19 protein-coding genes are annotated in these 23,682 nt (G+C 73.7%); 12 read left to right on the top strand and 7 right to left on the bottom strand.

The genetic code is table 11. The annotated features are described in order from the left end of the window. Nucleotides 1-3: 3 nt before the first annotated feature. The 9 genes from OHA81_RS09175 (at nt 4) to lgt (ending at nt 7,313) form a co-directional block, all read left to right on the top strand. Nucleotides 4-660: a TIGR02234 family membrane protein gene (locus tag OHA81_RS09175; RefSeq protein WP_329194478.1), complete on the top strand. Its 657-nt coding sequence runs from the start codon at nt 4-6 to the stop codon at nt 658-660. A 97-nt stretch (nt 661-757) separates the two neighbouring features. Further along, nucleotides 758-1,009, top strand: a complete 252-nt coding sequence (locus OHA81_RS09170; RefSeq protein WP_329194476.1) for an HGxxPAAW family protein — start codon at nt 758-760, stop codon at nt 1,007-1,009. A gap of 87 nt (nt 1,010-1,096) precedes the next feature. After that, nucleotides 1,097-1,576 (top strand): DUF2752 domain-containing protein, encoded by a 480-nt coding sequence (locus OHA81_RS09165; RefSeq protein WP_443056483.1) that lies wholly within the window; start codon nt 1,097-1,099, stop codon nt 1,574-1,576. 190 nt (nt 1,577-1,766) lie between these two features. Continuing rightward, on the top strand, nt 1,767-2,576 hold the full coding sequence (trpC, locus tag OHA81_RS09160) for an indole-3-glycerol phosphate synthase TrpC (RefSeq protein ID WP_190182089.1): 810 nt from the start codon (nt 1,767-1,769) through the stop codon (nt 2,574-2,576). A 7-nt stretch (nt 2,577-2,583) separates the two neighbouring features. Beyond that, nucleotides 2,584-2,793 carry a tryptophan biosynthesis modulator TrpM gene (trpM, locus tag OHA81_RS09155; protein ID WP_329202657.1) on the top strand — a complete coding sequence of 70 codons (210 nt, stop codon included), beginning with the start codon at nt 2,584-2,586 and terminating at the stop codon, nt 2,791-2,793. Nucleotides 2,794-2,989: 196 nt separating this feature from the next. Next, complete coding sequence (gene trpB, locus OHA81_RS09150) at nt 2,990-4,264, top strand: tryptophan synthase subunit beta (RefSeq protein ID WP_329194471.1); 1,275 nt, start codon at nt 2,990-2,992, stop codon at nt 4,262-4,264. Then, nucleotides 4,261-5,079, top strand: coding sequence for a tryptophan synthase subunit alpha (trpA, locus tag OHA81_RS09145; RefSeq protein ID WP_329194469.1), 819 nt, complete (start codon nt 4,261-4,263; stop codon nt 5,077-5,079). The genes trpB and trpA overlap by 4 nt, the downstream gene beginning before the upstream one ends. Nucleotides 5,080-5,174: 95 nt before the next feature. Further along, nucleotides 5,175-6,173 (top strand): DsbA family protein, encoded by a 999-nt coding sequence (locus OHA81_RS09140; RefSeq protein ID WP_329194467.1) that lies wholly within the window; start codon nt 5,175-5,177, stop codon nt 6,171-6,173. A gap of 78 nt (nt 6,174-6,251) precedes the next feature. Continuing rightward, the gene (lgt, locus tag OHA81_RS09135) at nt 6,252-7,313 is read left to right on the top strand and encodes a prolipoprotein diacylglyceryl transferase (protein ID WP_329194464.1); all 1,062 of its coding nucleotides are present in this window, start codon (nt 6,252-6,254) and stop codon (nt 7,311-7,313) included. 91 nt (nt 7,314-7,404) lie between these two features. Here the strand turns inward: lgt and OHA81_RS09130 are convergent, their stop codons facing one another. The 7 genes from OHA81_RS09130 to OHA81_RS09100 all read right to left on the bottom strand — a co-directional run bounded on the left by OHA81_RS09130 (nt 7,405) and on the right by OHA81_RS09100 (nt 16,146). Beyond that, entirely contained in the window at nt 7,405-8,226 is an 822-nt protein-coding gene (locus tag OHA81_RS09130) for an HpcH/HpaI aldolase/citrate lyase family protein (protein ID WP_329194462.1), read from the bottom strand. Further along, on the bottom strand, nt 8,223-9,467 hold the full coding sequence (locus OHA81_RS09125) for a CaiB/BaiF CoA transferase family protein (protein WP_443056754.1): 1,245 nt from the start codon (nt 9,465-9,467) through the stop codon (nt 8,223-8,225). Before OHA81_RS09125 ends, OHA81_RS09130 begins: the two co-directional genes overlap by 4 nt. Before the next feature lie 68 nt (nt 9,468-9,535). Beyond that, nucleotides 9,536-10,495, bottom strand: coding sequence for a ribokinase (gene rbsK / locus OHA81_RS09120; RefSeq protein ID WP_329194458.1), 960 nt, complete (start codon nt 10,493-10,495; stop codon nt 9,536-9,538). Beyond that, entirely contained in the window at nt 10,492-12,225 is a 1,734-nt protein-coding gene (locus OHA81_RS09115) for an ADP-ribosylglycohydrolase family protein (protein ID WP_329194457.1), read from the bottom strand. The genes rbsK and OHA81_RS09115 overlap by 4 nt, the downstream gene beginning before the upstream one ends. Next, nucleotides 12,222-13,376 carry an ADP-ribosylglycohydrolase family protein gene (locus OHA81_RS09110; RefSeq protein WP_329194455.1) on the bottom strand — a complete coding sequence of 385 codons (1,155 nt, stop codon included), beginning with the start codon at nt 13,374-13,376 and terminating at the stop codon, nt 12,222-12,224. Before OHA81_RS09110 ends, OHA81_RS09115 begins: the two co-directional genes overlap by 4 nt. After that, a complete protein-coding gene (locus OHA81_RS09105; protein ID WP_329202115.1) occupies nt 13,373-14,554 on the bottom strand; it encodes an ADP-ribosylglycohydrolase family protein in 1,182 nt (393 codons plus the stop codon). The genes OHA81_RS09110 and OHA81_RS09105 overlap by 4 nt, the downstream gene beginning before the upstream one ends. 605 nt (nt 14,555-15,159) lie before the next feature. Beyond that, nucleotides 15,160-16,146: an ADP-ribosylglycohydrolase family protein gene (locus OHA81_RS09100; RefSeq protein WP_329194453.1), complete on the bottom strand. Its 987-nt coding sequence runs from the start codon at nt 16,144-16,146 to the stop codon at nt 15,160-15,162. 312 nt (nt 16,147-16,458) lie between these two features. Between OHA81_RS09100 and OHA81_RS09095 the strand changes: the two genes are divergently transcribed. From OHA81_RS09095 to OHA81_RS09085, 3 genes are all read left to right on the top strand, one after another. Beyond that, entirely contained in the window at nt 16,459-17,190 is a 732-nt protein-coding gene (locus tag OHA81_RS09095) for a VIT1/CCC1 transporter family protein (RefSeq protein WP_329194452.1), read from the top strand. 378 nt (nt 17,191-17,568) lie between these two features. Continuing rightward, nucleotides 17,569-22,134, top strand: a complete 4,566-nt coding sequence (gene gltB, locus OHA81_RS09090; protein ID WP_329202113.1) for a glutamate synthase large subunit — start codon at nt 17,569-17,571, stop codon at nt 22,132-22,134. Next, nucleotides 22,127-23,587 (top strand): glutamate synthase subunit beta, encoded by a 1,461-nt coding sequence (locus OHA81_RS09085; protein WP_329194450.1) that lies wholly within the window; start codon nt 22,127-22,129, stop codon nt 23,585-23,587. The genes gltB and OHA81_RS09085 overlap by 8 nt, the downstream gene beginning before the upstream one ends. Nucleotides 23,588-23,682 lie beyond the last annotated feature (95 nt).

Genomic DNA, 23,682 nt, shown 5'->3' with positions numbered 1-23,682 from the left:
ATAGTGGGGTACGTGAGTGCCGTACCCCCGCCCCGATCCGATGCCGCGCCCGTGTCCGAGCCCGAGGCTCCCGACAGCCGCGGCGCCCGCCGCAGCGTGGCCGTCGCCCTGCTGCTCGGCGCGCTCGGCGCCACCGTCGTCCTGCTCGCCTCCGGCCGGGTCTGGGCCCGGGGCAGCGCCGTCGTCGCGGGGGGTTCCCTCCCGCTGAGCGCGGACGGGCAGGCCGTCACCGGGCTGCCGGCCGCGCTGGCCATCGTCGCGCTCGCCGCCCTGGTCGCGGTGTTCGCCGTACGCGGCAAGAGCCGGCTGCTGGTGTCCGCGCTGCTGGCGCTGAGCGGTCTGGGCGCGGCGCTGGCCGCGGTCACCGCCGCCGACGACCGCCGGGCGCTGGACGAGAAGGCCGCCACCACGACCGCGGACACCGCCGCGCGGGTGGCGGAGCTCTCCCACACCCCCTGGCCCTACGTCACCGCCGGCGGAGCGGTCCTCATCCTGCTGGCCGGACTGCTGGCCCTGCGCTTCGGCAGGACCTGGCCCGCGATGGGCGGACGCTACGAACGCGACGGCAGCCCCCGGCCGCGCAAGGCCGCGGTGGTGGACCCGGAGCGGCCCGAGGATCTGTGGAAGGCTCTGGACCGGGGCGAGGACCCGACCCACTGACAGCACGCGGCGCCCGGTGCGGGACAATGGTCATCGAGCGTTCGACACAGACCGCGTTCGGTACAGCACTGCGCGACAGAGCAACGAGGAGCAACTCATGGCGGGCACGCATCACGGACACACCCCGGCCGCCTGGACCGGTGTCATCATCGCCTTCATCGGTTTCTGCATCTCCGGCGCCTTCATGGTGCTGGCCAACCCGCTCGGCTTCTGGGCCGGCCTGGTCGTCGTCGCGCTCGGCGGTGTCGTCGGCATGGCGATGAAGGCCGCGGGCATGGGCGCCCCGAAGCCCGCGCACGAGGACCTCGCACAGGTCATCGCCGCCAACAAGCTGGCCGCGAAGGTCTGAGCCGGCCGTCGCGCCATCGGTCCGTCCGGCACGGCCGAGCGGCGCGGCTCCGAAAGGCGCGGCCCCGTCGGGCTGCGCCTTTTCGTCATGAGCGGAGACAATCACCGCGTGGACGCCTTTCACACCCCCGGTCCCGCGCACGTACGGCCCAGCGCGCCGCCCCCGGTCTCCCGGGCCCGCAGGCTCGCCGCTCCCGTGCTCACGCTGGCCGGGACGGTCGCCGCGTTCACGTACGTGGGCGCCGTCGACCCGAACCAGCCGGGCCACTACCCCGTCTGCCCGCTGCTGCGGCTGACCGGGATCCTGTGCCCGGGCTGCGGCGGGCTGCGCAGCGCGCACGCCTTCGCCCACGGCGATCTGGTGACCGCGCTCGGCGACAACGCCGTCGCCGTCCTCGGCTACTTCCTCTTCGCCGCGTTCCTGGGCCTGTGGCTCGTCCGGGCCGCGCGCGGCGGGCCGCCGCCGAGGATCGCCCTCAAGCCGGCGTACTGGTGGGGCGTGGGAGCGGTCGTGCTGGCCTTCGCCGTCGTCCGCAACCTGCCCTTCGGCTCGTCCCTGGCCCCCTGAGACGGGTGGGGCGCGGGGGGAAGCCGGTATTCCGCAGGAAGCGCATATTCCGACTGTCCAGTCCATGGGACACCCGTACGCTCCGTGCGGAGGCCGTGGCGACCTGCGGATACCATTTGAGTGCTGACCTTGCAGGGGAACGTGTCTGCAAGGCGGCCGACCGTCATCGACCCGGAAGGGGGCCGCTCGCGTGAGTGTGCTCGACGAGATCATCGAAGGGGTCCGCGAAGACCTTGCCGAACGGCAGGCCCGCGTGAGCCTCGACGAGCTCAAGGAGCGTGCCGCCAAGGCGCCCCAGGCCAAGGACGGTGTCGCCGCCCTGCGTGGCGACAGCGTCAAGGTGATCTGCGAGGTGAAGCGCTCCAGCCCCTCCAAGGGCGCGCTCGCCGCGATCGCCGATCCGGCCGGGCTCGCCGCCGACTACGAGGCGGGCGGTGCGGCGGTCATCTCCGTCCTCACCGAGCAGCGTCGTTTCGGCGGCTCGCTGGCCGACCTGGAGGCCGTCCGCGCCCGCGTGGACATCCCGATCCTGCGCAAGGACTTCATCGTCACCGCGTACCAGCTGTGGGAGGCCCGCGCCTACGGCGCCGACCTGGCCCTGCTGATCGTCGCGGCCCTGGAGCAGGAAGCCCTCGTCTCCCTCATCGAGCGGGCCCAGTCCATCGGGCTGACCCCGCTGGTCGAGGTCCACGACGAGGACGAGGTCGAGCGCGCCGTCGCCGCCGGCGCCAAGATCATCGGTGTCAACGCGCGCAACCTCAAGGACCTCAAGGTCGACCGCTCCACCTTCGAGCGCGTCGTCGAGGCCATCCCCGACCACATCGTCAAGGTCGCCGAGTCCGGCATCCGCGGACCGCACGACCTGATCGCGTACGCCAACGAGGGCGCCGACGCCGTCCTCGTCGGGGAGTCCCTGGTCACCGGACGCGACCCCAAGGCGGCCGTGGCCGACCTGGTGGCCGCCGGCGCCCACCCCGCCCTGCGGCACGGGCGGAGCTGACCCACCCGTGCCCGTCTCCCGCTCCTGCGTCCGCACCCGCCCGGGCCACGGCCCGGCCGGTGTGCCGACGGCGCACGCGCCGCTGGCGCGCGGCTGCCGCCCCCGCGGCTGCCGCGCCCCCGCCCGGCGCGTGCACGGCCGACGGGTGCGGTACGTGATCGGCTCCGAGCCCGGGCAGGTCAACGGCATGCGATGGCGCCCCTCGCCCGCGCCGTGACGACGGCTGCCCCGCCCCGGTACCCCTGACGTACCGGCCGGGCACCCTCGTACGGCCCGCCGTCCCGAGCCGCCGGCTCCGGACGCGGGCCGCTCCGTCCGTTTGCCCACCACCCCTCCCAGCGGGGTGCGCGGGCCACGGACCGGCGGCGCAATACGGTGAAGCCATCCCGTCGCACCCCGTAGGAGTAGTGGACATGTCCACCCACTCGTTCTTCATCCCGGACCCGCAGGGTCTGGTCCCCAACGCCGAGGGCTACTTCGGCGACTTCGGCGGCAAGTTCATCCCGGAGGCGCTCGTCGCCGCCGTGGACGAGGTCGCCGTCGAATACGACAAGGCCAAGAGCGACCCGTCCTTCGCCGCCGAGCTCAACGAGCTCATGGTCAACTACACGGGCCGCCCCAGCGCCCTCACCGAGGTGCCCCGCTTCGCCGAGCACGCGGGCGGCGCACGGATCTTCCTCAAGCGCGAGGACCTCAACCACACCGGCTCGCACAAGATCAACAACGTGCTGGGCCAGGCGCTGCTCACCAAGCGCATGGGCAAGACCCGCGTCATCGCCGAGACCGGCGCCGGACAGCACGGCGTGGCGACCGCCACCGCGTGCGCCCTCTTCGGCCTCGACTGCACCATCTACATGGGCGAGATCGACACGCAGCGCCAGGCCCTGAACGTGGCCCGCATGCGCATGCTGGGCGCCGAGGTCATCGCCGTGAAGTCCGGCTCCCGGACCCTCAAGGACGCCATCAACGAGGCGTTCCGCGACTGGGTCGCCAACGTGGACCAGACCCACTACCTCTTCGGCACCGTCGCCGGCCCCCACCCCTTCCCGGCCATGGTCCGCGACTTCCACCGCGTCATCGGCGTCGAAGCCCGCCGCCAGATCCTGGAGCGCGCCGGCCGCCTGCCCGACGCCGTCGCGGCCTGCGTCGGCGGCGGCTCCAACGCCATCGGCCTCTTCCACGCCTTCATCCCCGACGCGGACGTCCGACTCGTCGGCTTCGAGCCCGCCGGGCACGGGGTGGAGAGCGGCGAGCACGCGGCGACCCTGACCGCCGGCGAGCCCGGCATCCTGCACGGCTCGCGCTCCTACGTCCTCCAGGACGAGGAGGGCCAGATCACCGAGCCCTACTCCATCTCCGCCGGTCTGGACTACCCGGGCATCGGTCCCGAGCACTCCTACCTCAAGGACACCGGCCGCGGCGAGTACCGCGCGGTCACCGACGACGCCGCGATGCAGGCCCTGCGCCTGCTGTCCCGCACGGAGGGCATCATCCCGGCGATCGAGTCCGCGCACGCCCTCGCGGGCGCGCTGGACCTCGGCCGGGAACTCGGCCCGGACGGGCTGATCGTGGTCAACCTGTCCGGTCGCGGCGACAAGGACATGGACACGGCCGCCCGCTACTTCGGGCTGTACGACACCGACGGGGAAGTCGCCGAGAACGAGTTCGCCGAGGGGGACGACAAGTGAGCGCCAACGGAAACATCGAGCTGCTGTCCGCGACCCTCGCCAAGGCGAAGTCGGAGGACCGGGCCGCCCTCGTCGCCTACCTCCCGGCCGGCTTCCCGACCGTCGACGGCGGCATCGAGGCGGTCAAGGCCGTCGTCGCCGGCGGCGCCGACGTGGTCGAGATCGGCCTGCCGCACAGCGACCCGGTCCTGGACGGCCCCGTCATCCAGACCGCCGACGACATCGCCCTGCGCGGCGGCGTGAAGATCGCCGACGTCATGCGCACCGTGCGCGAGGCGTACGAGGCCACCGGGGTCCCGATCCTGGTGATGACCTACTGGAACCCCATCGACCGCTACGGCGTCGAGCGGTTCACGGCCGAACTCGCGGCGGCGGGCGGCGCGGGCTGCATCCTGCCCGACCTGCCGGTCCAGGAGTCGGCGCTGTGGCGCGAACACGCGGCGAAGCACGGGCTCGCCACCGTCTTCGTCGTCGCGCCGAGCAGCCGGGACGCGCGCCTGGCCACGATCACCGCGGCCGGCTCGGGCTTCGTCTACGCCGCGTCCCTGATGGGCGTCACCGGCACCCGGGAGTCGGTCGGCGACCAGGCCCAGGACCTGGTGCGACGCACCCGCGCCACCACCGACCTGCCCGTCTGCGTGGGCCTCGGCGTCTCCAACGCCGCCCAGGCCGAGCAGGTGGCCGGCTTCGCGGACGGTGTGATCGTCGGCTCCGCCTTCGTGAAGCTGCTGCTGGACGCCCCGGACCTGGAAACCGGGCTCGAGGGCGTGCGGGCGCTGGCGGGCGAGCTTGCGGAAGGCGTACGCAGGTCCTGACGCCGGACGGGCCGGGACCGGGGTTCTGTAGCCCGATCGAGTGGAAGTGGGAGCGGGGAGGCACGCGAGTGCCTCCCCGCTTCGTTTGGCCGCACGTGAGCGAGAAGAACGACGGTGCGAACCGCGATGCGACGAAACGATCTGCCCGAGAGCGACTCCTCGCGGAGCGCGAGCGGCAGAAGAAGAAGGACAAGCGCCGCCGGACCCTCATCGTGTCCGCGGCGGTGGTCGGCGTACTCGGCCTGGCCGCGGTCGTCGGCCTGATCGCGGCGAACACCGGCAAGGGCGACAAGTCCGCCAAGGCGGGCCCGGTGGCCGCCCCCTCCGGGGCCACCGGCAAGGACGCGCTCGCCATCCAGACGGGCAAGCCCGAGGCCAAGTCGACCCTCACCGTGTGGGAGGACTTCCGCTGCCCGGCCTGCAAGGCGTTCGAGGACAACTACCGGACCACGGTCCACGACCTGGAGGCCAGGGGACTGCTCAAGGTCGACTACCACCTGGTCACCCTGATCGACGGCAACATGAGCGGCACCGGCTCCCTCAAGGCGGCGAACGCCGCCGCCTGCGCGCAGGACGCCGGCAAGTTCCCCGCCTACCACGACGTGCTCTTCCAGAACCAGCCGCAGGAAGCCGACGACGCCTACGGCAAGAACCCCAGGCTGCTGGAGCTGGCGGGCAAGGTGCAGGGGCTGGACACCCCCGCGTTCCGCTCCTGCGTGGAGAGCGGTACGCACAACAGCTGGGTCGCGAAGTCGCACGAGGCGTTCCGCGCCGGGAAGTTCCGCGGGACGCCGAGCGTGCTGCTGAACGGCAAGGACATCTTCGCCGACCAGGCCAACCCGCTGACCCCGCAGAAGCTCAAGGAGGCGGTGGAGACCGCCGCCAAGGGCAACGGGGGCGCCGCGGCGAACCCGAAGGGGTCGGGAGCACCGTCGGCCCCGCCGTCACCGTCGGCTTCACCCTCGGGGAAGTCCTCGTCCTCCTCGTCCTCCTCGTCGTCGTCCCTGTCGTCGTCGTCCTCGTCGTCGTCCTCGGTTTCCGGCGGCAGGGCCGGCGGCGGGAGCCCGGCCAAGGCGGGAGCCACGGCGGACTGAGCGACCGTATCGATTTCACCGCAGGTTGCCGGGCGGGTTGCGGTGGGTACCGCCCGGCAGGGTAGCGTCGGTCCTGCCATGACACTTGCCTATATCCCCAGCCCGTCGACCGGCGTGATCCATCTCGGACCGATCCCGCTTCGCGGCTACGCGTTCTGCATCATCATCGGCGTCTTCGTCGCCGTCTGGCTCGGCAACAAGCGCTGGATCGCACGCGGCGGTAAGCCGGGTACGGTCGCGGACATCGCCGTGTGGGCGGTGCCGTTCGGCCTGATCGGCGGCCGCCTCTACCACGTGATCACCGACTACCAGCTCTACTTCGGCGAGGGCCGCGACTGGGTCGACGCCTTCAAGATCTGGGAGGGCGGCCTCGGCATCTGGGGTGCGATCGCGGTGGGCGCGGTGGGCGCCTGGATCGGCTGCAGGCTGCGCGGGATCCCGCTGCCGGCCTGGGCCGACGCCCTGGCCCCCGGCATCGCGCTGGCGCAGGCGTGCGGCCGCTGGGGCAACTGGTTCAACCAGGAGCTGTACGGGCGCTCCACCGACCTGCCCTGGGCCCTCAAGATCAGCGAGGGCCCGAACCGGGTCGCGGGGACCTACCACCCCACGTTCCTCTACGAGTCCCTGTGGTGCATCGGCGTCGCCCTGCTGGTGATCTGGGCCGACCGCCGCTTCAAGCTCGGACACGGACGGGCGTTCGCGCTGTACGTGGCCGCGTACTGTCTCGGGCGCGGCTGGATCGAGTACATGCGGGTCGACGAGGCGCACCACATCCTGGGCGTGCGGCTGAACGTCTGGACGGCCGTGATCGTCTTCGTGCTCGCGGTGGTCTACCTGGTCCTGTCGCAGAAGCTGCGGCCGGGTCGCGAAGAGGTCGTCGAGCCGGACCGCGGTCCGGCGGCGGGCGGGGACGCCGCGGCCGGTGCCGAGGACGTCGTGGCCGACGCCGGGGACGCCGGGCCCAAGGAGCCCGGCGCCGAGGCGACGGGGGACGAGGCCGGGGACGACGGCGCCGGGGCACCGGCCGCCTCCGCCGGGGAGAAGGCGCAGGCGCCGCAGGAGTCGCAGGACGCCGGGGCGACGGCGAAGAGCGCTCCCGATCCGGCCCCCGGGACCGCTCCCGGGGCCAAGAAGCTCTGATCCGGGCCTGCCGGAAGGCAAGGGGGCGCCGCGCGATCGCGCGGCGCCCCCTTCCGTTCCGGGTGTCGGGCGGGGGCCCGCGGAGGCGGGATCAGGAGGGGACCGGGGAGTCGCGGCGGGCGAGGGCGACCACGCGTTCCGCGCCGGCCAGTACCGCCGGGTCGACGAAACGGCCGTCGGGGAGCGCCACCGCGCCGGGGGTGAGCCGGGCCGCGGCCATGACCTGCTCGGCGGCGGCGACCTCTTCCGGACCGGGGAGGTAGGCCCGCTCGATCACGGGGAGCTGGCGGGGGTGGATCGCCGCCCTGCCCAGGAAACCCAGCGAACGGCCCCGTGCGCAGGAGACGGCCAGCGCCTCCAGGTCCCGGATGTCGGGGAACACCGACTGCGCGGGCGGGGCCAGTCCGGCGGCCCGGGCCGCGACCACCACCCGTGAGCGCGGCCAGTCCAGCCCCGCCTCGGAGCTGATCCCCAGGTCGGCCCGCAGGTCCGCCTCGCCCAGGGCCAGCCCGCGCAGGGCGGGGTGGGCGCGCGCGATCTCGTAGGCCCGCTCCACGCCCAGCGCGGACTCCAGCAGGGCGTAGAGGGCCACCCCGCCGGTGCGGGCGGCGACCCCCACGACCTGCTCGGGGGCGCAGACCTTGGGCAGGCGCAGGCCGGCCAGGCCGGGCAGCCCGGTCAGCGCGGTGAGGTCGGCGCCCGCCCAGGGGGAGTCCAGGGCGTTGACCCGGACGTGCACGGGTACCGGCGGCCGCTCGGTGAGCAGTTCGGCGGTCGCGGCGCGGGCGTACTCCTTGCGGGAGAGCGAAACCGCGTCCTCCAGGTCCACGATGACGGCGTCGGCCCCCGAGTGCAGGGCCTTCCAGACCACTTCGGGCCGGTCACCGGGTGCGTACAGCCAGCTAAGGATCATAGGGCCCCTTCCTTGCGGAGAGCGGTGATCTCGGCCCCGGTCAGGCCGAGTTCGGTGAGGACGGCGTCGGTGTCGGCGCCGTGCGGACGGCCCGCCCAGCGGATCGCGCCGGGCGTGCGGGAAAGCCGGAAGAGGACGTTCTGCATACGCAGGGGTCCCAGCTCCGGGTCGTCGACCTCGGCGATGGTGCCGAGCGCCGCGTACTGCGGGTCGGCCATCACGTCCCGTACGTCGTAGACCGGGGCGACCGCAGCCTCCGCCTCCTCGAAGGCGGCGACCACCTCGTCGGCCTTGCGCCGGGCGATCCAGCCGCCGACCGCCTCGTCGAGCAGCGGCGCGTGCGCGGCCCGGCCGGCGGCGGTCGAGAACCACGGCTCGGTGATCAGCTCGGGCCGGTCGACCAGGCGCAGGACGCGTTCCGCGACGGACTGCGCCGAGGTGGACACCGCCAGCCAGCGGCCGTCCGCGCTGCGGTAGGTGTTGCGGGGGGCGTTGTTGGCGGAGCGGTTGCCGGTGCGGGGCTGGACGTAGCCGAGCTGGTCGTACCAGAGCGGGTGCGGGCCGAGCACGGTGAGGATCGGCTCGATGATGGCCAGGTCCACCACCTGCCCCTGCCCGGTCCGGTCGCGGTCCGCGAGAGCCGCCGTCACGGCGTACGCGGTGGTCAGCGCGGCGATCGAATCCGCGAGCCCGAACGGCGGCAGGGCCGGCGGCCCCTCCGGCTCACCGGTGATCGCGGCGAAGCCGCTCATGGCCTCCGCGAGGGTGCCGAAGCCGGGGCGGCGGGCGTACGGCCCGTGCTGGCCGAACGCCGTCACGCGGGCCAGGACCAGGCGCGGGTTGGCGGCGGACAGCTCCGGCCAGCCCAGGCCCCACCTCTCCAGGGTGCCCGGGCGGAAGTTCTCGATGACCACGTCGGCGGTGGCGGCCAGCCGCAGCAGGGTGTCCCGGCCGCCCGGGGTGGAAAGGTCGAGGGTCATCGTCCGCTTGTTCCGCCCCAGCAGCTTCCACCAGAGCCCGACGCCGTCCTTGGCGGGGCCGTGGCCGCGGGAGGGGTCGGGGCGCACCGGATGCTCGACCTTGACGACCTCGGCGCCGAAGTCGCCGAGCAGGGTGGCGGCGAGGGGCCCGGCGAAGAGGGTGGCCAGGTCGAGGACGCGCAGGCCGGCGAGGGGGCCGGTGTGGGGACCGGCGGGGTCGGGGCCGGTTGCGGTGGGGCCCGGCAGGCCGGGGCCCGTCATATGGCGGCCCGCCGTCCCGGGGTCCGTCGTCTCGGGACCGGTTGCGTCGGGACCGGTTGCGTCGGGGTTCACGCCCGTGCTCCGGGGGTGGCCCCGGCCCCGGGCGCGGGGGTCTGCCCGGTCGCCGCACGCCGTTCCGCCAGGGCGAAGGCCTCCGTCTCGGCGCGGGTCGGCATCGAGTCCTGGGCGCCGGACCGTTGTACGGACAGCGCGGCGGCCGCGGACGCCCAGTGCAGGGCCTCGGGCACCGGACGGCCCTCGCCGAGGGCCACCGCGAGGGCGCCGACGAAGGTGTCCCCGGCGGCGGTGGTGTCCACCGCCCGGACGCGGGGCGCGGGCACCGTCAGCGGCTCGCGGTCGCGGGCCGAGTACAGGACTCCGGCCGCCCCGAGGGTGACCACCACCTCGGGTACGTCCTGGAGCAGGACCCGGACCGCCGCGTGCGGGTCGGTGAGCCCGGTGAGGGCGGCGGCCTCGTGCTCGTTCGGCACCAACAGGTCGATCAGGCCGAGCAGTTCCGACGGCAGCGGCTGGACCGGGGCCGGGGTGAGGACGGTCCGTACGCCGTGGGCCCGGGCGGCGCGGGCCCCCGCGAGCACGGCCTCCAGGGGCAGTTCGAGCTGGAGGAGCAGGCAGTCGGCGGCGCCGATCCGTGAGTCGTCGCCCGCCTCGAGGCCGGTGACCAGGCCGTTGGCCCCCGGGATGACGATGATGCTGTTCGCGCCCTCCCCGTCGACGGTGATGTGGGCGGTGCCGCTGGCGCCCTCGACGGTGCGCAGGGCGGCCGTCTCGACCCCGGCCTCCGCGAGCGCGGACCGCAGCCGTACGCCGAACCCGTCGGCCCCCACCGCCCCGATCATCACCACCTCGCCGCCGCAGCGGGCCGCTGCCACCGCCTGGTTGGCCCCCTTGCCGCCCGGAACCGTACGGAAGGCGGTGCCGGTGACGGTCTCGCCGAGCCGGGGAGCCTTGGGGACGTAGGCGACGAGGTCCATGTTCGTACTGCCGAGCACGGCGATGGCCGTCATGAGCGGGCTGCCTCCTGTGCGGTGAGGTGGGCGAGGGTGTCGAAACCGATGCCGTCGAAACCGGCGACGGTGGTGGCGAGGCGGTTCTTGAGGGGCGCGGCCCAGCGGTGCGGGACCTCGCCCGCGACGAGGGCGGCGAGGGAGCCGGCGGTGGCACCGTTGGAGTCGGTGTCCCAGCCGCCGGAGACGGCGCGGCAGACGGAGTGGGTGAAGTCGCCGTCGGCGTGGGTGAGGGCGGCGGCGATCAGAGCGGTGTTGGGGACGGCGTGGACCCAGTGGCAATGGCCGTGGCGGGCGTGCAGCACGTCCACGACGCGGTCGAAGTCGGTGTGCCCGGCCGCTGTGTCGATGGCGTGGCGGACGGCGCGGGCGAGCCGTGAGCGAGGGGGTACGACGGCCAGTCCGGCGCGGAGCGCGGTGTGGATGTCGGCCCGGCCGGTGGCGGCCTCGGCGAGGGCGGCGGCGACGAACAGGGCCGCGTAGACGCCGTTGGCGGTGTGGGTGAGGACGGCGTCACGGTAGGCCTGGGCCGCCGCGGCGGCCGGGTCGCCCGGGTTGGTCCAGCCGTGGACGTCGGCACGGATGAGGGCGCCGATCCATTCGCGGAAGGGGTTGTGGTGGGTGGCGGTGGCGGGGGGTTCCAGACCCTGGAGGAGGTTGCGGTAGGCGATGCGCTCGGCGGTGAAGGTGCGGCCGGCCGGGAGTTCGTCGAGCCAGAGGCGGCCGACGTCGGCGGTGGTGAAGCCCTTGCCGTGGCGCTGGAGGAGGAGCAGGCCGAGGAGGGGGTAGTTCAGGTCGTCGTCCTCGGGGGCGCCGTCGATGTTCTCGGCGAGGGAGGTGGGGGCGGAGCGGCGGTTCCAGGGGTACGCGGCCAGCAGCGCGGCGGGGACGCCGCGGGCGGTGAACCAGTCGTCCAGGGGCCAGTTGCCCGCGGCGCGGGCGAGGCGGCGGATGCCGTCCAGCGGGAGCTTCTCGACGGGCTTGCCGAGCACGCATCCGACGGCCCGCCCCACCCACGCGGCCTCCAGCCGCCGGACGAGGCCGGCCTCGGCGCGGCCGTCCCCCGGCCCTGCGGCCAGGCTGCCGCGCGGGGCGCCGGCGGCGGCGGGGCGGGGGCGCGGCTGCGGGCCGGGGTGGGGTTGCGGGACGGGGCGCGGCTCGGGCTCGCGCGCGGCGTGGGTCTGCGGGTCCGGGTGGGGGTGCGGGTCCGGGTGGGCCTGCGGGGCCGGGCGGGGTCCGGGATACGGCTCGGGACGTGCGGCCGGGGGGTTCCCGGGCAGCTGCGGTCCGGGGCGGGGCCCGGGTCGCCCCTGGGGCCGTTCCGGCTGGGGGCGCGGGGGCGGCGCCGACCGGGGAGCGGGGCCAGGGGCGGCGGCGCGGGGCCACGTGGCGGTGATGGCCTGCCAGGACTCGGGTTCGTCGGCGGCCGAGGGGCGGGGGAGCGCCGCGAGTTCGGTCAGGAGACGGGCCGCCAGGGCGCGCAGCCCGGGGCCGGCGGGGGCCGAGGAGGCGCCGGCCCGCTCCGGGGCCGGGTGCCCGCCCGCCGCGAGCCAGGCCCGCAGCAGCGGCTCCGCGTCCCGCCCGTCCTGCGCCGCCTGCCGCAGCTCGTGACCGACCAGGTCCTCGGGCTGGACCCAGGTCAGCCGTACGGCCCCCGCCGCGGCGGGCCCCTGCCCGCCGTCTCGGGCAGGTGCCGCCGGGGCGGGGCCGCCGGGGGTGGGGGACGTCATTGGAGGGCCGCGATCGTGGTGAACGCCGATTCGTGGGCGCGGCGGCGGTCCCTGTCCCGGGTGAAGACCTCGCGGGCCACCGCCGTCAGCGCCGCCGCCGGGGCGTGCAGGTCGAGCCGGCTCGCCTCCGCGACCTGCTTCGCCCACGCCTCGGGTACGGCCGAGAGCCCGTTCAGGGCCCCCGACAGCGCCCCCGCCATCGTGGCCGTCGAATCACAGTCCCGCCCGTAGTTCACCGCTCCGAGCACCGAGCCCTCGTACGCCCCGTCCGCGATCAGCAGCATGCCGAGGGCGATCGGCAGCTCCTCGATCGAGTGCAGCCGCGACGGACGCCGGGCCCCCAGCGACGGCTCGCGGTAATCCGGTCCGACCGAGTCGTACGGGGCGACCGCCTCCCGTAGCGGAACCAGCGCCGACTCGAAGTCCCGGCAGCCGCGCGCGACGTCCCGGACCGCTTCGATGGCCGCCCGGGTGCCGTCCTTCGCCAGGGACACGGCCGTCTCCACCACCGAGCCCGCCGTCGCCCCCGGCACGCACGCCGCGGCCACCGCCGCCGCGAACACGCCCGCCGCTTCCCGCCCGTACGAGGACTGGTGGGCCCCGGCCACGTCCAGCGCCTCCGCGTACGCGCCCGCCGGGTTGCCGGCGTTGACGAGCCCGACCGGCGCCATGTACATCGCCGCCCCGCAGTTGACGATGTTGCCGTTGCCCGCCTCGCGCGGATCGGCGTGCGCGTAGTGCAGCCGGGCCACGATCCACTTCTCCGCGAGGAAGATCCGCTGGAGGGGCAGGGCCTCGGCTTCGAGTTCCGGGATCCAGCGGGGGTTCGTCATCAGGTCGGGGACCAGGTGCTCGGCGATCGCGTAGGCGTCGAGGTGGTCGCGTACGGCCTCGTAGACCCGTACCAGGGCGTGGGTCATCAGGGTGTCGTCGGTGACGTGGCCGTCGCCCTTGTGGTACGGCGCGAGCGGGCGGGCGGTGCGCCAGTCCTCGTACCAGGGGCCGACGATGCCGTGCACGCGGCCGCCGTGCCGCTCGACGATCCGGTCCGGGGACCAGCCCTCCACCGGGCCGCCGAGGGCGTCGCCGACGGCCGCGCCGACCAGACAGCCGGCCGCCCGGTCGTCGAGGGTGAGGGGGGTGAGGGTCATGTCCGAATCATCCCTTGGGGTGCGGGCGTTGCGCGGGCTTTGGGTGAGGTGAGTTCCGTACGGGCGAGCAGCGCGGCGAGTTCGACCAGGTCGGTGCCGGCGAGGCGGGGGAGGGCGCAGCCGGAGAGGGTGCGGCAGGCCTCGCGCCAGGCGGCGGGCAGGCAGTCGCCGCCGCCGAGCGCGCCGGTCAGGGCCCCGGCGAGGGCGGGGGCGGAGTCCGCGACGCGCGAGAGGCAGGCGGCGGCGGGGACGGCCCGGGCGACGTCCCCACGGGCGGCCGTGACCAGGGCGAGCGCGACGGGGACGGTTTCGGCGGCGGCGATCCCGTAGCTGTAGACGTGGTCGACGATCTGGTGCTCCAGGAGCGGGACGAGGGCGAAGGCGCCGCCGCCGTCGTCGGTGCGGGCGAGCTTGACGGCGTGGCGTGCGTTGCGGCCGATCTCGGTGGCTTCGGGGAGCTGCTCCAGGGCGGCGTCGACGGCGGCGTCGGTGTCCGCGCCGGCGAGGGCGGTGGCGATGGCGGCGGCCATGGCGCGGGCGCCGTGGACGCCGTCGCCGTCCTGGGTGTAGCGGGCGTCGAACTCGGCGAGGTCCGCCGCGGCGCGGGGGTCCCCGGGGTGGACGACGGCCAGGACGCAGGCGCGGACGCAGGCGGCGTCGTCGAAGTAGTGGGGGTTGTCGTGGCCGGTGGCGGGCGGGCGCAGGCCGGCGGCGAGGTTGCCGAGGCCGGCGCGGACGGAGATGCGGGCGCGCAGGGGCAAGACGGCCGACTCGACTTCCGGGGCCCGTTCGGCGGCGGCCGCCACCTCGCTGGCCAGGGCGTTCCAGGCCAGGTCGATGGCGGCACGCATCCTGCGGGAGCGGGAGAGGTCGCTGAGCAGGACCCCGGCGGCGGTGAGCACCGACTCGGCGGCGAAGGCGGCCCACTCGGCGTCGTCGGAAGGGCCCAGGCGCAGGGGCTCGGGGGGCTGGTTGAGGGCGATGGGGACGGGGAGGGTCGTGGTGGCGTTCTGCTCGGCGAAGGTGTCGAGCTCGCGGGTGAGGCGGCGGGTCCACTCGGGCATCCGGCTGGCCCGGTGTCGAGCGGCGGGCCAGCCGGCCGCATCGCCTGCCGCGAGCCCGAGCAACAGCCCCTCGATCCGCCGGAGCCCGCCGGTCGAGGCGTCACCCCCCTGCACGGCGCCGGTACGCGCCTGCGCGCGGCCGATGTGGGATACCGCGGCGGGGGCGGTCGGGGAGGCGGGCGGAGCGGTGGCGGTACCGGTCGCGGGACGGGGGGCCTCCGCGTGCGCGGGGTCGGCGGGGCCTTCCCCGCCCGCGCCCGCCCCTGCGGGCTGCGGGCCGGCCCCCCGCCCGAAAGCCGGCCCGCTCTGGCGCACCCACCCCCCGCCGGACAGCCCCTGCGCCGCCTCGTCGCGCCGCTCCTTCGCGTGCTCCGCGTCGCGGCCTCCCGGCCGGTCGCCGGTGGGGGCGTGGGCGGGGCCGGGCTGGTGCCCGGCTGCGGCCGGCGTGGTGTGGCGCGCGTCCGCCGGTTGCTGGGTCGGCGTCTTTGGCCGCTCGTCCGTCTGGGTGCGGGCGGAATCCGGCTGGCCTCCGGTCGGCCCCGGTGTGGTGTGCCGCTCGTCGGCCGGTGGCGGGTCGTTGCCGGGCGGCCGGTCGGCCGTCAGGGGCGGGGCGGCCGTCTCGCGTCGGTCGTCCGTCAGGGGTTCGGGGGAGTCCCGCTGGTCCGCGTGCGTCTCCGGTGTGGCGGCCGGGCCCGGGGCGGGGTCGTAAGGGGGCGGGGTCATCGGGGCGGCTCGGATTCGGGGGTGAGGAGGTCCGCGATGTCCAGGACGTGGTAGCCGCGCATCGAGGGGAGGCAGCTGCCCCGGACCGGGCCGATCACCGAGGACCAGGCGGCCGGGATCGCCGCGGCCCCCGACAGCGCACCGGCCAGCGCCCCCGCCACCGCCGCGGTGGTGTCCGCGTCCCGCCCCATGTTCACCGCCGTGAGGACGGACCCGGCGAAGTCGCCCCGCGCCGCCGCGAACGCCCCGAAGGCCAGGCCCACCGCCTCCGGGGCCAGGTCCGTCCACGGGTAGCCGCCGATCACCACCGCCGAGCGCACCGCCCGCTCCCCGCGGGGCGCCGCCGTCACCGCCCTGCGCAGCGAGCGCGCCGTCCAGGAGTCCGAGGGGATCACCGACAGCGCCGCCGAGATCACCGACGCCGGGGAGCCGCCCGCCATCGCCGCCGCGACGCCCGCCGCCACCGCCTGGCCGCCGTAGATGCCCTCCCCGTCGTGGCTGACCGAGCCGTCGATCGCCACCAGTCGGGCCGCCTCCGCCGGCCGCCCCGCCGCGAAGACCCCGAACGGCGCGGCCCGCATGGCCAGCCCGTCCGACCATGCGTGCCGGTGCTGCGCGGAGATGGGCGCCGCCAGGCCCCGGCGGAGGTTCTCCAGGGTGCCGCGTTCCGAGAAGCCCGCGCCGCGGAACGGCCCGACGTCCAGGTCGGCGATCCAGTGGTGCCAGGCCCGTTCCACGTGGGTGACCGCGAGCGCCGACCCGTGGCGGGCCAGCAGCAGCCCGGAGAAGATCGCGTACTCCGTGTCGTCGGTGCCCGCCGGATCGTCGGAGACGAAGCCTTCGATCCGGCCCCACTTCGCACGGATCTGCGACGGCTTCATGTTCTCCGCGGGGGCGCCCAGCGCGTCACCCACCGCCAGCCCCAGAAGCGCGCCCCTGGCCCGTTCGAGGAGGATCTGCGGATCGCATGCAATCAGCTCCATCGCGCGCCTCTCCACTTGATGGGACTCATCATGAGCCCTTGGGGGATTTGTGCCATGGGATGACGTTTGTCGCGAGCCGCGAAACACCCCCCGAAGGCCGCCGTCACCCGGTCGCCGACCCCCGAAACCCCAGGTAAGTACGGCCTTCCTTGCTGGCGGACGAAGGAAATCGTGCGTAGTTTCGAGGTGTTCAGGGGGAGTGGCGACCTGCGCGTCGCCTTCGCGTACCCGCTCCAGGGAAGAGGCCCGAAAGGGGCTCGGAAAAGGCTCGGAAAACAGCTCGGCAAGGCTCGAAAAGGGGAGATCCGGCGCATGTCCATCATTGACACCGAAGCACCACTGCACACCGCCCACCGCGACAACCACACCCACCGTGACGTCAACGGCGGATGGCTGCGACCGGCCGTTTTCGGTGCCATGGACGGGCTCGTCTCCAACCTCGCCCTCATGACCGGCGTCGCCGGCGGTGCGGTCGCCCCGCAGACCATCGTCATCACCGGCCTGGCCGGACTGGCCGCCGGCGCCTTCTCGATGGCCGCCGGCGAGTACACCTCGGTCGCCTCGCAGCGCGAGCTGGTCCTCGCCGAACTCGACGTCGAGCGCCAGCAGTTGCGCAAGCATCCGGTCGACGAGATGGAGGAGCTGGCCGAGCTGTACGTATCGCGTGGCGTCGAGCCCGCCCTCGCCCGCGAGGTCGCGATGCAGCTCTCCCGCGACCCGGAGCAGGCGCTGGAGATACACGCCCGCGAGGAATTGGGCATCGACCCCGACGACCTGCCGTCGCCCCTGGTCGCCGCCGTCTCGTCCTTCGGCTCGTTCGCGCTGGGCGCGCTGCTGCCCGTACTGCCCTACCTGCTCGGCGCGACCGCCCTGTGGCCGGCGGTGCTGCTCGCCCTGGTGGGTCTCTTCGCCTGCGGGGCGGTCGTCGCCCGGGTCACCGCGCGCTCCTGGTGGTACAGCGGTGCGCGCCAGCTGGTCCTGGGCGGTGCGGCCGCCGGTGTGACGTACGTCCTGGGCACCTGGATCGGCGGCGCCCTAGGCTGACCGGCGCAGGAGTGAGACACTATGCAGAGCGCCGCATAAATTAATGATTACCCGGCGGTTTCGAGCACCTCACCGCAGGGCATCACACCAGGGCTCCCCATGGCTGCGGCCGCGGGGAGCTTCAGGGCAATGAAGCCCCCGCACACCTCCCGGCTCCGGGACCCCTTACTGCCTGCGTCACGCCTCGCGCAGTGTCCGCATGCTGGAACGAGATATCCGCAACGCGGGATCACGGTCATCATGTAACCTGCACGAAATTTCGCAGAGGGCCAACGTCGTCCCTCGGCACGCACCTTTGCCACGACGACGACGGGAGAGCCGATGCGTTCCGCATCCACGCACTCCGCGACCGGCCCCAGCACCACTGCCTGGTCGCCCATGGACGGTCGCCCCGCCCCCCAGGGCATGTACGACCCGCGCAACGAGCACGACGCCTGCGGCGTCGGCTTTGTGGCCAACCTCAGCGGCGAGGCCGGCCACACGCTGGTCGAGCAGGCGCTGACCGTATTGCGGAACCTCGAACACCGCGGCGCCACCGGATCCGAGCCGGACTCGGGCGACGGCGCCGGAATCCTCTCCCAGGTCCCCGACGCTTTCCTGCGCGAGGTGGCCGGTTTCGAACTCCCCGAGCCCGGCGCCTATGCCGTCGGCATCGCCTTCCTCCCCGCCGACGGCTCCGCACAGGCCGTCGCCATGGAGCAGATCGAGGCGATCGCCGCCGAGGAGGACCTGACGGTCCTGGGCTGGCGCGAGGTCCCGGTCACCCCGGACCTGCTCGGCAACGGCGCCCGCGCCACCATGCCGGCCTTCTCCCAGCTCTTCGTCAGTGGGGGCACCTCCGGGACGGAGTCCGGGGGAGGGGCGAGCGGCATCGAGCTCGACCGCAAGGCCTTCGTCCTGCGCAAGCGCGCCGAGCGCGAGGCCGGGGTCTACTTCCCCTCGCTCTCCGCCCGCACCATCGTCTACAAGGGCATGCTGACCACCGGCCAGCTGGAGCCCTTCTTCCCGGACCTCTCCGACCGCCGCTTCGCGTCGGCGCTCGCCCTGGTCCACTCCCGGTTCTCGACGAACACCTTCCCTTCCTGGCCGCTCGCCCACCCGTACCGCTTCGTCGCGCACAACGGCGAGATCAACACGGTCAAGGGCAACCGCAACTGGATGAAGGCCCGCGAGTCCCAGCTCGCCTCCGACGTCTTCGGTGACGGCGCCCTGGACCGGATCTTCCCGATCTGTACGCCCGACGCCTCCGACTCCGCCTCCTTCGACGAGGTCCTGGAGCTGCTCCACCTCGGCGGCCGCTCCCTGCCGCACAGCGTGCTGATGATGATCCCGGAGGCGTGGGAGAACCACACCTCCATGGACCCGGCCCTGCGCGCCTTCTACCAGTACCACTCCACGATGATGGAGCCCTGGGACGGCCCGGCCTGCGTTACCTTCACCGACGGCACCCAGGTCGGCGCGGTCCTCGACCGCAACGGTCTGCGCCCCGGCCGCTACTGGGTCACCGACGAGGGCCTGGTCGTGCTGTCCTCCGAGGTCGGCGTCCTCGACATCGACCCGTCGAAGGTCGTCCGCAAGGGCCGCCTCCAGCCCGGCAAGATGTTCCTCGTCGACACCGCCCAGCACCGCATCGTCGAAGACGACGAGATCAAGGCCGGGCTCGCCGCCGCCGCGCCGTACGCGCAGTGGCTGGAGGCCGGCGAGATCGAGCTGACGGACCTGCCCGAGCGCGAGCACATCGTGCACACCCACGCCTCGGTCACCCGCCGCCAGCAGACCTTCGGCTACACCGAGGAAGAGCTGCGCGTCATCCTCGCGCCGATGGCCCGCACCGGCGGCGAGCCGCTCGGCTCCATGGGCACGGACTCCCCGATCGCGGCGCTGTCCGAGCGGCCCCGGCTGCTCTTCGACTACTTCACGCAGCTGTTCGCGCAGGTCACCAACCCGCCGCTGGACGCCATCCGCGAGGAGCTCGTCACCTCGCTGCTGTCCTCGCTGGGCCCGCAGGGCAACCTGCTGGAGCCGACCGCCGCGTCCTGCCGCAGCGTGACCCTGCCGTTCCCGGTGATCGACAACGACGAGCTGGCCAAGCTCATCCACGTCAACGCCGACGGCGACATGCCGGGCATGAAGGCCGCCACCCTCTCGGGCCTCTACCGGGTCTCCGGCGGCGGCGAGGCGCTGGCCGCCCGCCTGGAGGAGATCCGTGGTGAGGTCGACGCCGCCATCGCCGGCGGCGCCCACCTCATCGTCCTCTCCGACCGCCACTCCGACGCCGAGCACGCGCCGATCCCGTCGCTGCTGCTCACCTCCGCGGTGCACCACCACCTCATCGCCACCAAGCAGCGCACCCAGGTCGGCCTGCTGGTCGAGGCCGGCGACGTCCGCGAGGTCCACCACGTCGCGCTCCTGATCGGCTACGGCGCGGCCGCCGTCAACCCGTACCTCGCCATGGAGTCCGTCGAGGACCTGCTGCGCGCCGGTACCTTCCTGTCCGGCCTGGAGCCGGAGCAGGCCATCAAGAACCTGATCTACGCGCTCGGCAAGGGCGTCTTGAAGGTCATGTCGAAGATGGGCATCTCCACCGTCGCCTCCTACCGCGGAGCCCAGGTCTTCGAGGCCGTCGGCCTGAACGAGGAGTTCGTCGGTACGTACTTCAACGGCACCGCCACCAAGATCGGCGGCGCCGGCCTCGACGTCATCGCCCAGGAGGTGGCCGCGCGCCACGCCAAGGCGTACCCGGCCACCGGCATCGCCGCGACGCACCGCGCGCTGGAGATCGGCGGCGAGTACCAGTGGCGCCGCGAGGGCGAGCCGCACCTCTTCGACCCGGACACGGTCTTCCGCCTCCAGCACGCCACCCGCAACCGCCGCTACGACATCTTCAAGCAGTACACCGAGCGGGTGAACGAGCAGTCCGAGCGGCTGATGACGCTGCGCGGCCTCTTCGGCTTCAAGTCCGACCGGGCGTCGATCCCCGTCGAGGAGGTCGAGTCGGTCGCCGACATCGTCAAGCGCTTCTCCACCGGCGCGATGTCGTACGGCTCCATCTCCAAGGAGGCGCACGAGACCCTCGCCATCGCCATGAACCAGCTGGGCGCCAAGTCCAACACCGGTGAGGGCGGCGAGGACCCGGACCGCCTGTACGACCCGGCGCGCCGCTCCTCGATCAAGCAGGTCGCCTCCGGCCGCTTCGGCGTCACGAGCGAGTACCTCGTCAACGCGGACGACATCCAGATCAAGATGGCGCAGGGCGCCAAGCCCGGCGAGGGCGGCCAGCTGCCCGGCCACAAGGTGTACCCGTGGGTCGCCAAGACCCGGCACTCCACCCCGGGCGTCGGCCTGATCTCCCCGCCGCCGCACCACGACATCTACTCCATCGAGGACCTGGCCCAGCTGATCCACGACCTCAAGAACGCCAACCCGGCCGCCCGCATCCACGTGAAGCTGGTGTCCGAGGTCGGCGTGGGTACGGTCGCCGCCGGTGTCTCCAAGGCCCACGCGGACGTCGTCCTCATCTCCGGCCACGACGGCGGTACGGGCGCCTCCCCGCTCACCTCGCTCAAGCACGCGGGCGGCCCCTGGGAGCTCGGCCTCGCCGAGACCCAGCAGACCCTGCTGCTCAACGGGCTGCGCGACCGCATCGTGGTCCAGACGGACGGCCAGCTCAAGACCGGCCGCGACGTGATCATCGCCGCGCTGCTCGGCGCCGAGGAGTTCGGTTTCGCGACCGCCCCCCTGGTCGTCTCCGGCTGCGTCATGATGCGCGTCTGCCACCTGGACACCTGCCCCGTCGGCATCGCCACCCAGAACCCGGTCCTGCGCGACCGCTTCTCCGGCAAGCCGGAGTTCGTCGTCAACTTCTTCGAGTTCATCGCGGAGGAGGTGCGCGAGCTCCTCGCCGAGCTGGGCTTCCGCTCGATCGAGGAGGCCGTCGGCCACGCCGAGCTGCTCGACACCAGCAAGGCCGTCACGCACTGGAAGGCGCAGGGCCTGGACCTGGAGCCGCTCTTCCACGTGCCCGAGCTGCCCGAGGGCGCGGTCCGCCACGCCGTGGTCGAACAGGACCACGGGCTGGAGAAGGCCCTCGACAACGAGCTGATCGAACTCGCGGCGGAGGCGCTGAACGCGCCGACCGCCGAGGAGGCGCAGCCGGTCCGCGCGCAGGTGGCCATCCGGAACATCAACCGGACCGTCGGCACCATGCTCGGCCACGAGGTCACCAAGAAGTTCGGTGGCGCGGGCCTGCCCGACGACACCATCGACCTGACCTTCACCGGCAGCGCCGGCCAGTCCTTCGGCGCCTTCCTGCCCAAGGGCATCACCCTCCGCCTGGAGGGCGACGCCAACGACTACGTCGGCAAGGGCCTGTCGGGCGGCCGGGTCGTGGTCCGCCCCGACCGCGGCGCCGACCACCTCGCCGAGTACTCGACCATCGCCGGCAACACCATCGGCTACGGAGCCACCGGCGGCGAGATGTTCCTGCGCGGCCGCACCGGCGAACGCTTCTGCGTCCGCAACTCCGGCGCCCTGGTCGTCTCGGAGGGCGTGGGCGACCACGGCTGCGAGTACATGACCGGCGGCACGGCCGTCGTCCTCGGCGGGACGGGCCGCAACTTCGCGGCCGGCATGTCGGGCGGCGTCGCGTACGTCGTCGACCTCGACCCGCGCAACGTCAACGCCGGCAACGCGGAGGCCGTCGAGGCCCTGTCGGACGCCGACAAGCAGTGGCTGCACGATGTGGTGCGCCGCCACGAGGAGGAGACCGGCTCGACCGTGGCCGCGAAGCTCCTGGCCGACTGGTCCGTGAACGCGGACCGTTTCAGCAAGATCATCCCGACCACGTACAAGGCAGTGCTCGCCGCCAAGGACGCCGCTGAGCGGGCCGGACTCTCCGAGTCCGAGACCACTGAGAAGATGATGGAGGCGGCGACCAATGGCTGACCCGAAGGGCTTCCTCACCACCCCCCGCGAGACCGCCTGTACCCGTCCCGTCGCCGAACGCGTCAAGGACTGGAACGAGGTCTACGTCCCCGGCTCCCTGCTGCCGATCATCAGCAAGCAGGCCGGCCGCTGCATGGACTGCGGCATCCCGTTCTGCCACAACGGCTGCCCGCTCGGGAACCTGATCCCCGAGTGGAACGACTTCGCCTACCGCGAGGACTGGACGGCCGCCTCCGAGCGCCTGCACGCCACGAACAACTTCCCGGAGTTCACGGGCAGGCTGTGCCCGGCGCCCTGCGAGTCGGCGTGCGTGCTCGGCATCAACCAGCCGGCCGTCACCATCAAGAACGTCGAAGTCTCGATCATCGACCAGGCGTGGGACAACGGCGACGTCACCCCGCAGGCCCCCGAGCGCCTCTCCGGCAAGACCGTCGCCGTCATCGGCTCCGGGCCGGCCGGTCTGGCCGCCGCCCAGCAGCTGACGCGGGCCGGCCACACCGTGGCGGTGTACGAGCGCGCGGACCGCATCGGCGGCCTGCTGCGCTACGGCATCCCCGAGTTCAAGATGGAGAAGGTGCACATCAACCGCCGCATCGAGCAGATGCGCGCGGAGGGCACCAAGTTCCGCACGGGCGTGGAGGTCGGCCGGGACATCGACGCCGCGAAGCTGCGCAAGCGCTACGACGCGGTCGTCATCGCGGCGGGCGCCACGGTCTCCCGCGACCTGCCGGTGCCGGGGCGCGAGCTGGGGGGCATCCACTTCGCGATGGAGTACCTGCCGCTCGCCAACAAGGTGCAGGAGGGCGACTTCATGGCGCCCCCCATCACCGCCGAGGGCAAGCACGTCGTGGTCATCGGCGGCGGCGACACGGGCGCGGACTGCGTGGGCACCGCCCACCGCCAGGGTGCCCTGTCGGTCACCCAGCTGGAGATCATGCCGAAGCCGTCCGAGGACCGCTCCGCCGGGCAGCCCTGGCCGACGTTCCCGATGCTCTACAAGGTCACCTCTGCGCACGAGGAGGGCGGCGAGCGGATCTACTCCGTCTCCACCACCCACTTCGAGGGCGACGAGGAGGGCAACGTCCAGGCGCTGCACCTGATCGAGGTGGAGTTCGTGGACGGCAAGCTGGTCCAGAAGGAGGGCACCGAGCGCGTCCTCCCGGCGCAGCTGGTCACCCTCGCGATGGGCTTCACGGGCACCGACCAGGCCAACGGCCTGGTGGACCAGTTCGGCCTGGAGCTGGACGCGCGGGGCAACATCGTCCGGGACGCCTCGTACGCGACCAACGTGGACGGCGTCTTCGTCGCGGGCGACGCGGGCCGCGGGCAGTCGCTGATCGTGTGGGCCATCGCGGAAGGCCGCTCGGCCGCCCGCGGCGTGGACCGCTTCCTGACCGGCGCCAGCACCCTCCCGTACCCGGTCAAGCCGACGGACCGCTCGCTGACGGTGTAACCGGAGCCCAGCCGGGTCCCTGCGGACGCCGGCCTCCGGCCGTCGGTGGCCGGGGCGCGGCCCCTCGTACGGTCCGTACAACGGTGTGCGGCACT

The sequence above is a fragment of the Streptomyces sp. NBC_00667 genome, assembly GCF_036226825.1.
In the GTDB taxonomy this organism is placed as follows: domain Bacteria; phylum Actinomycetota; class Actinomycetes; order Streptomycetales; family Streptomycetaceae; genus Streptomyces.
This window is presented reverse-complemented; position numbering and strand designations above follow the sequence as displayed.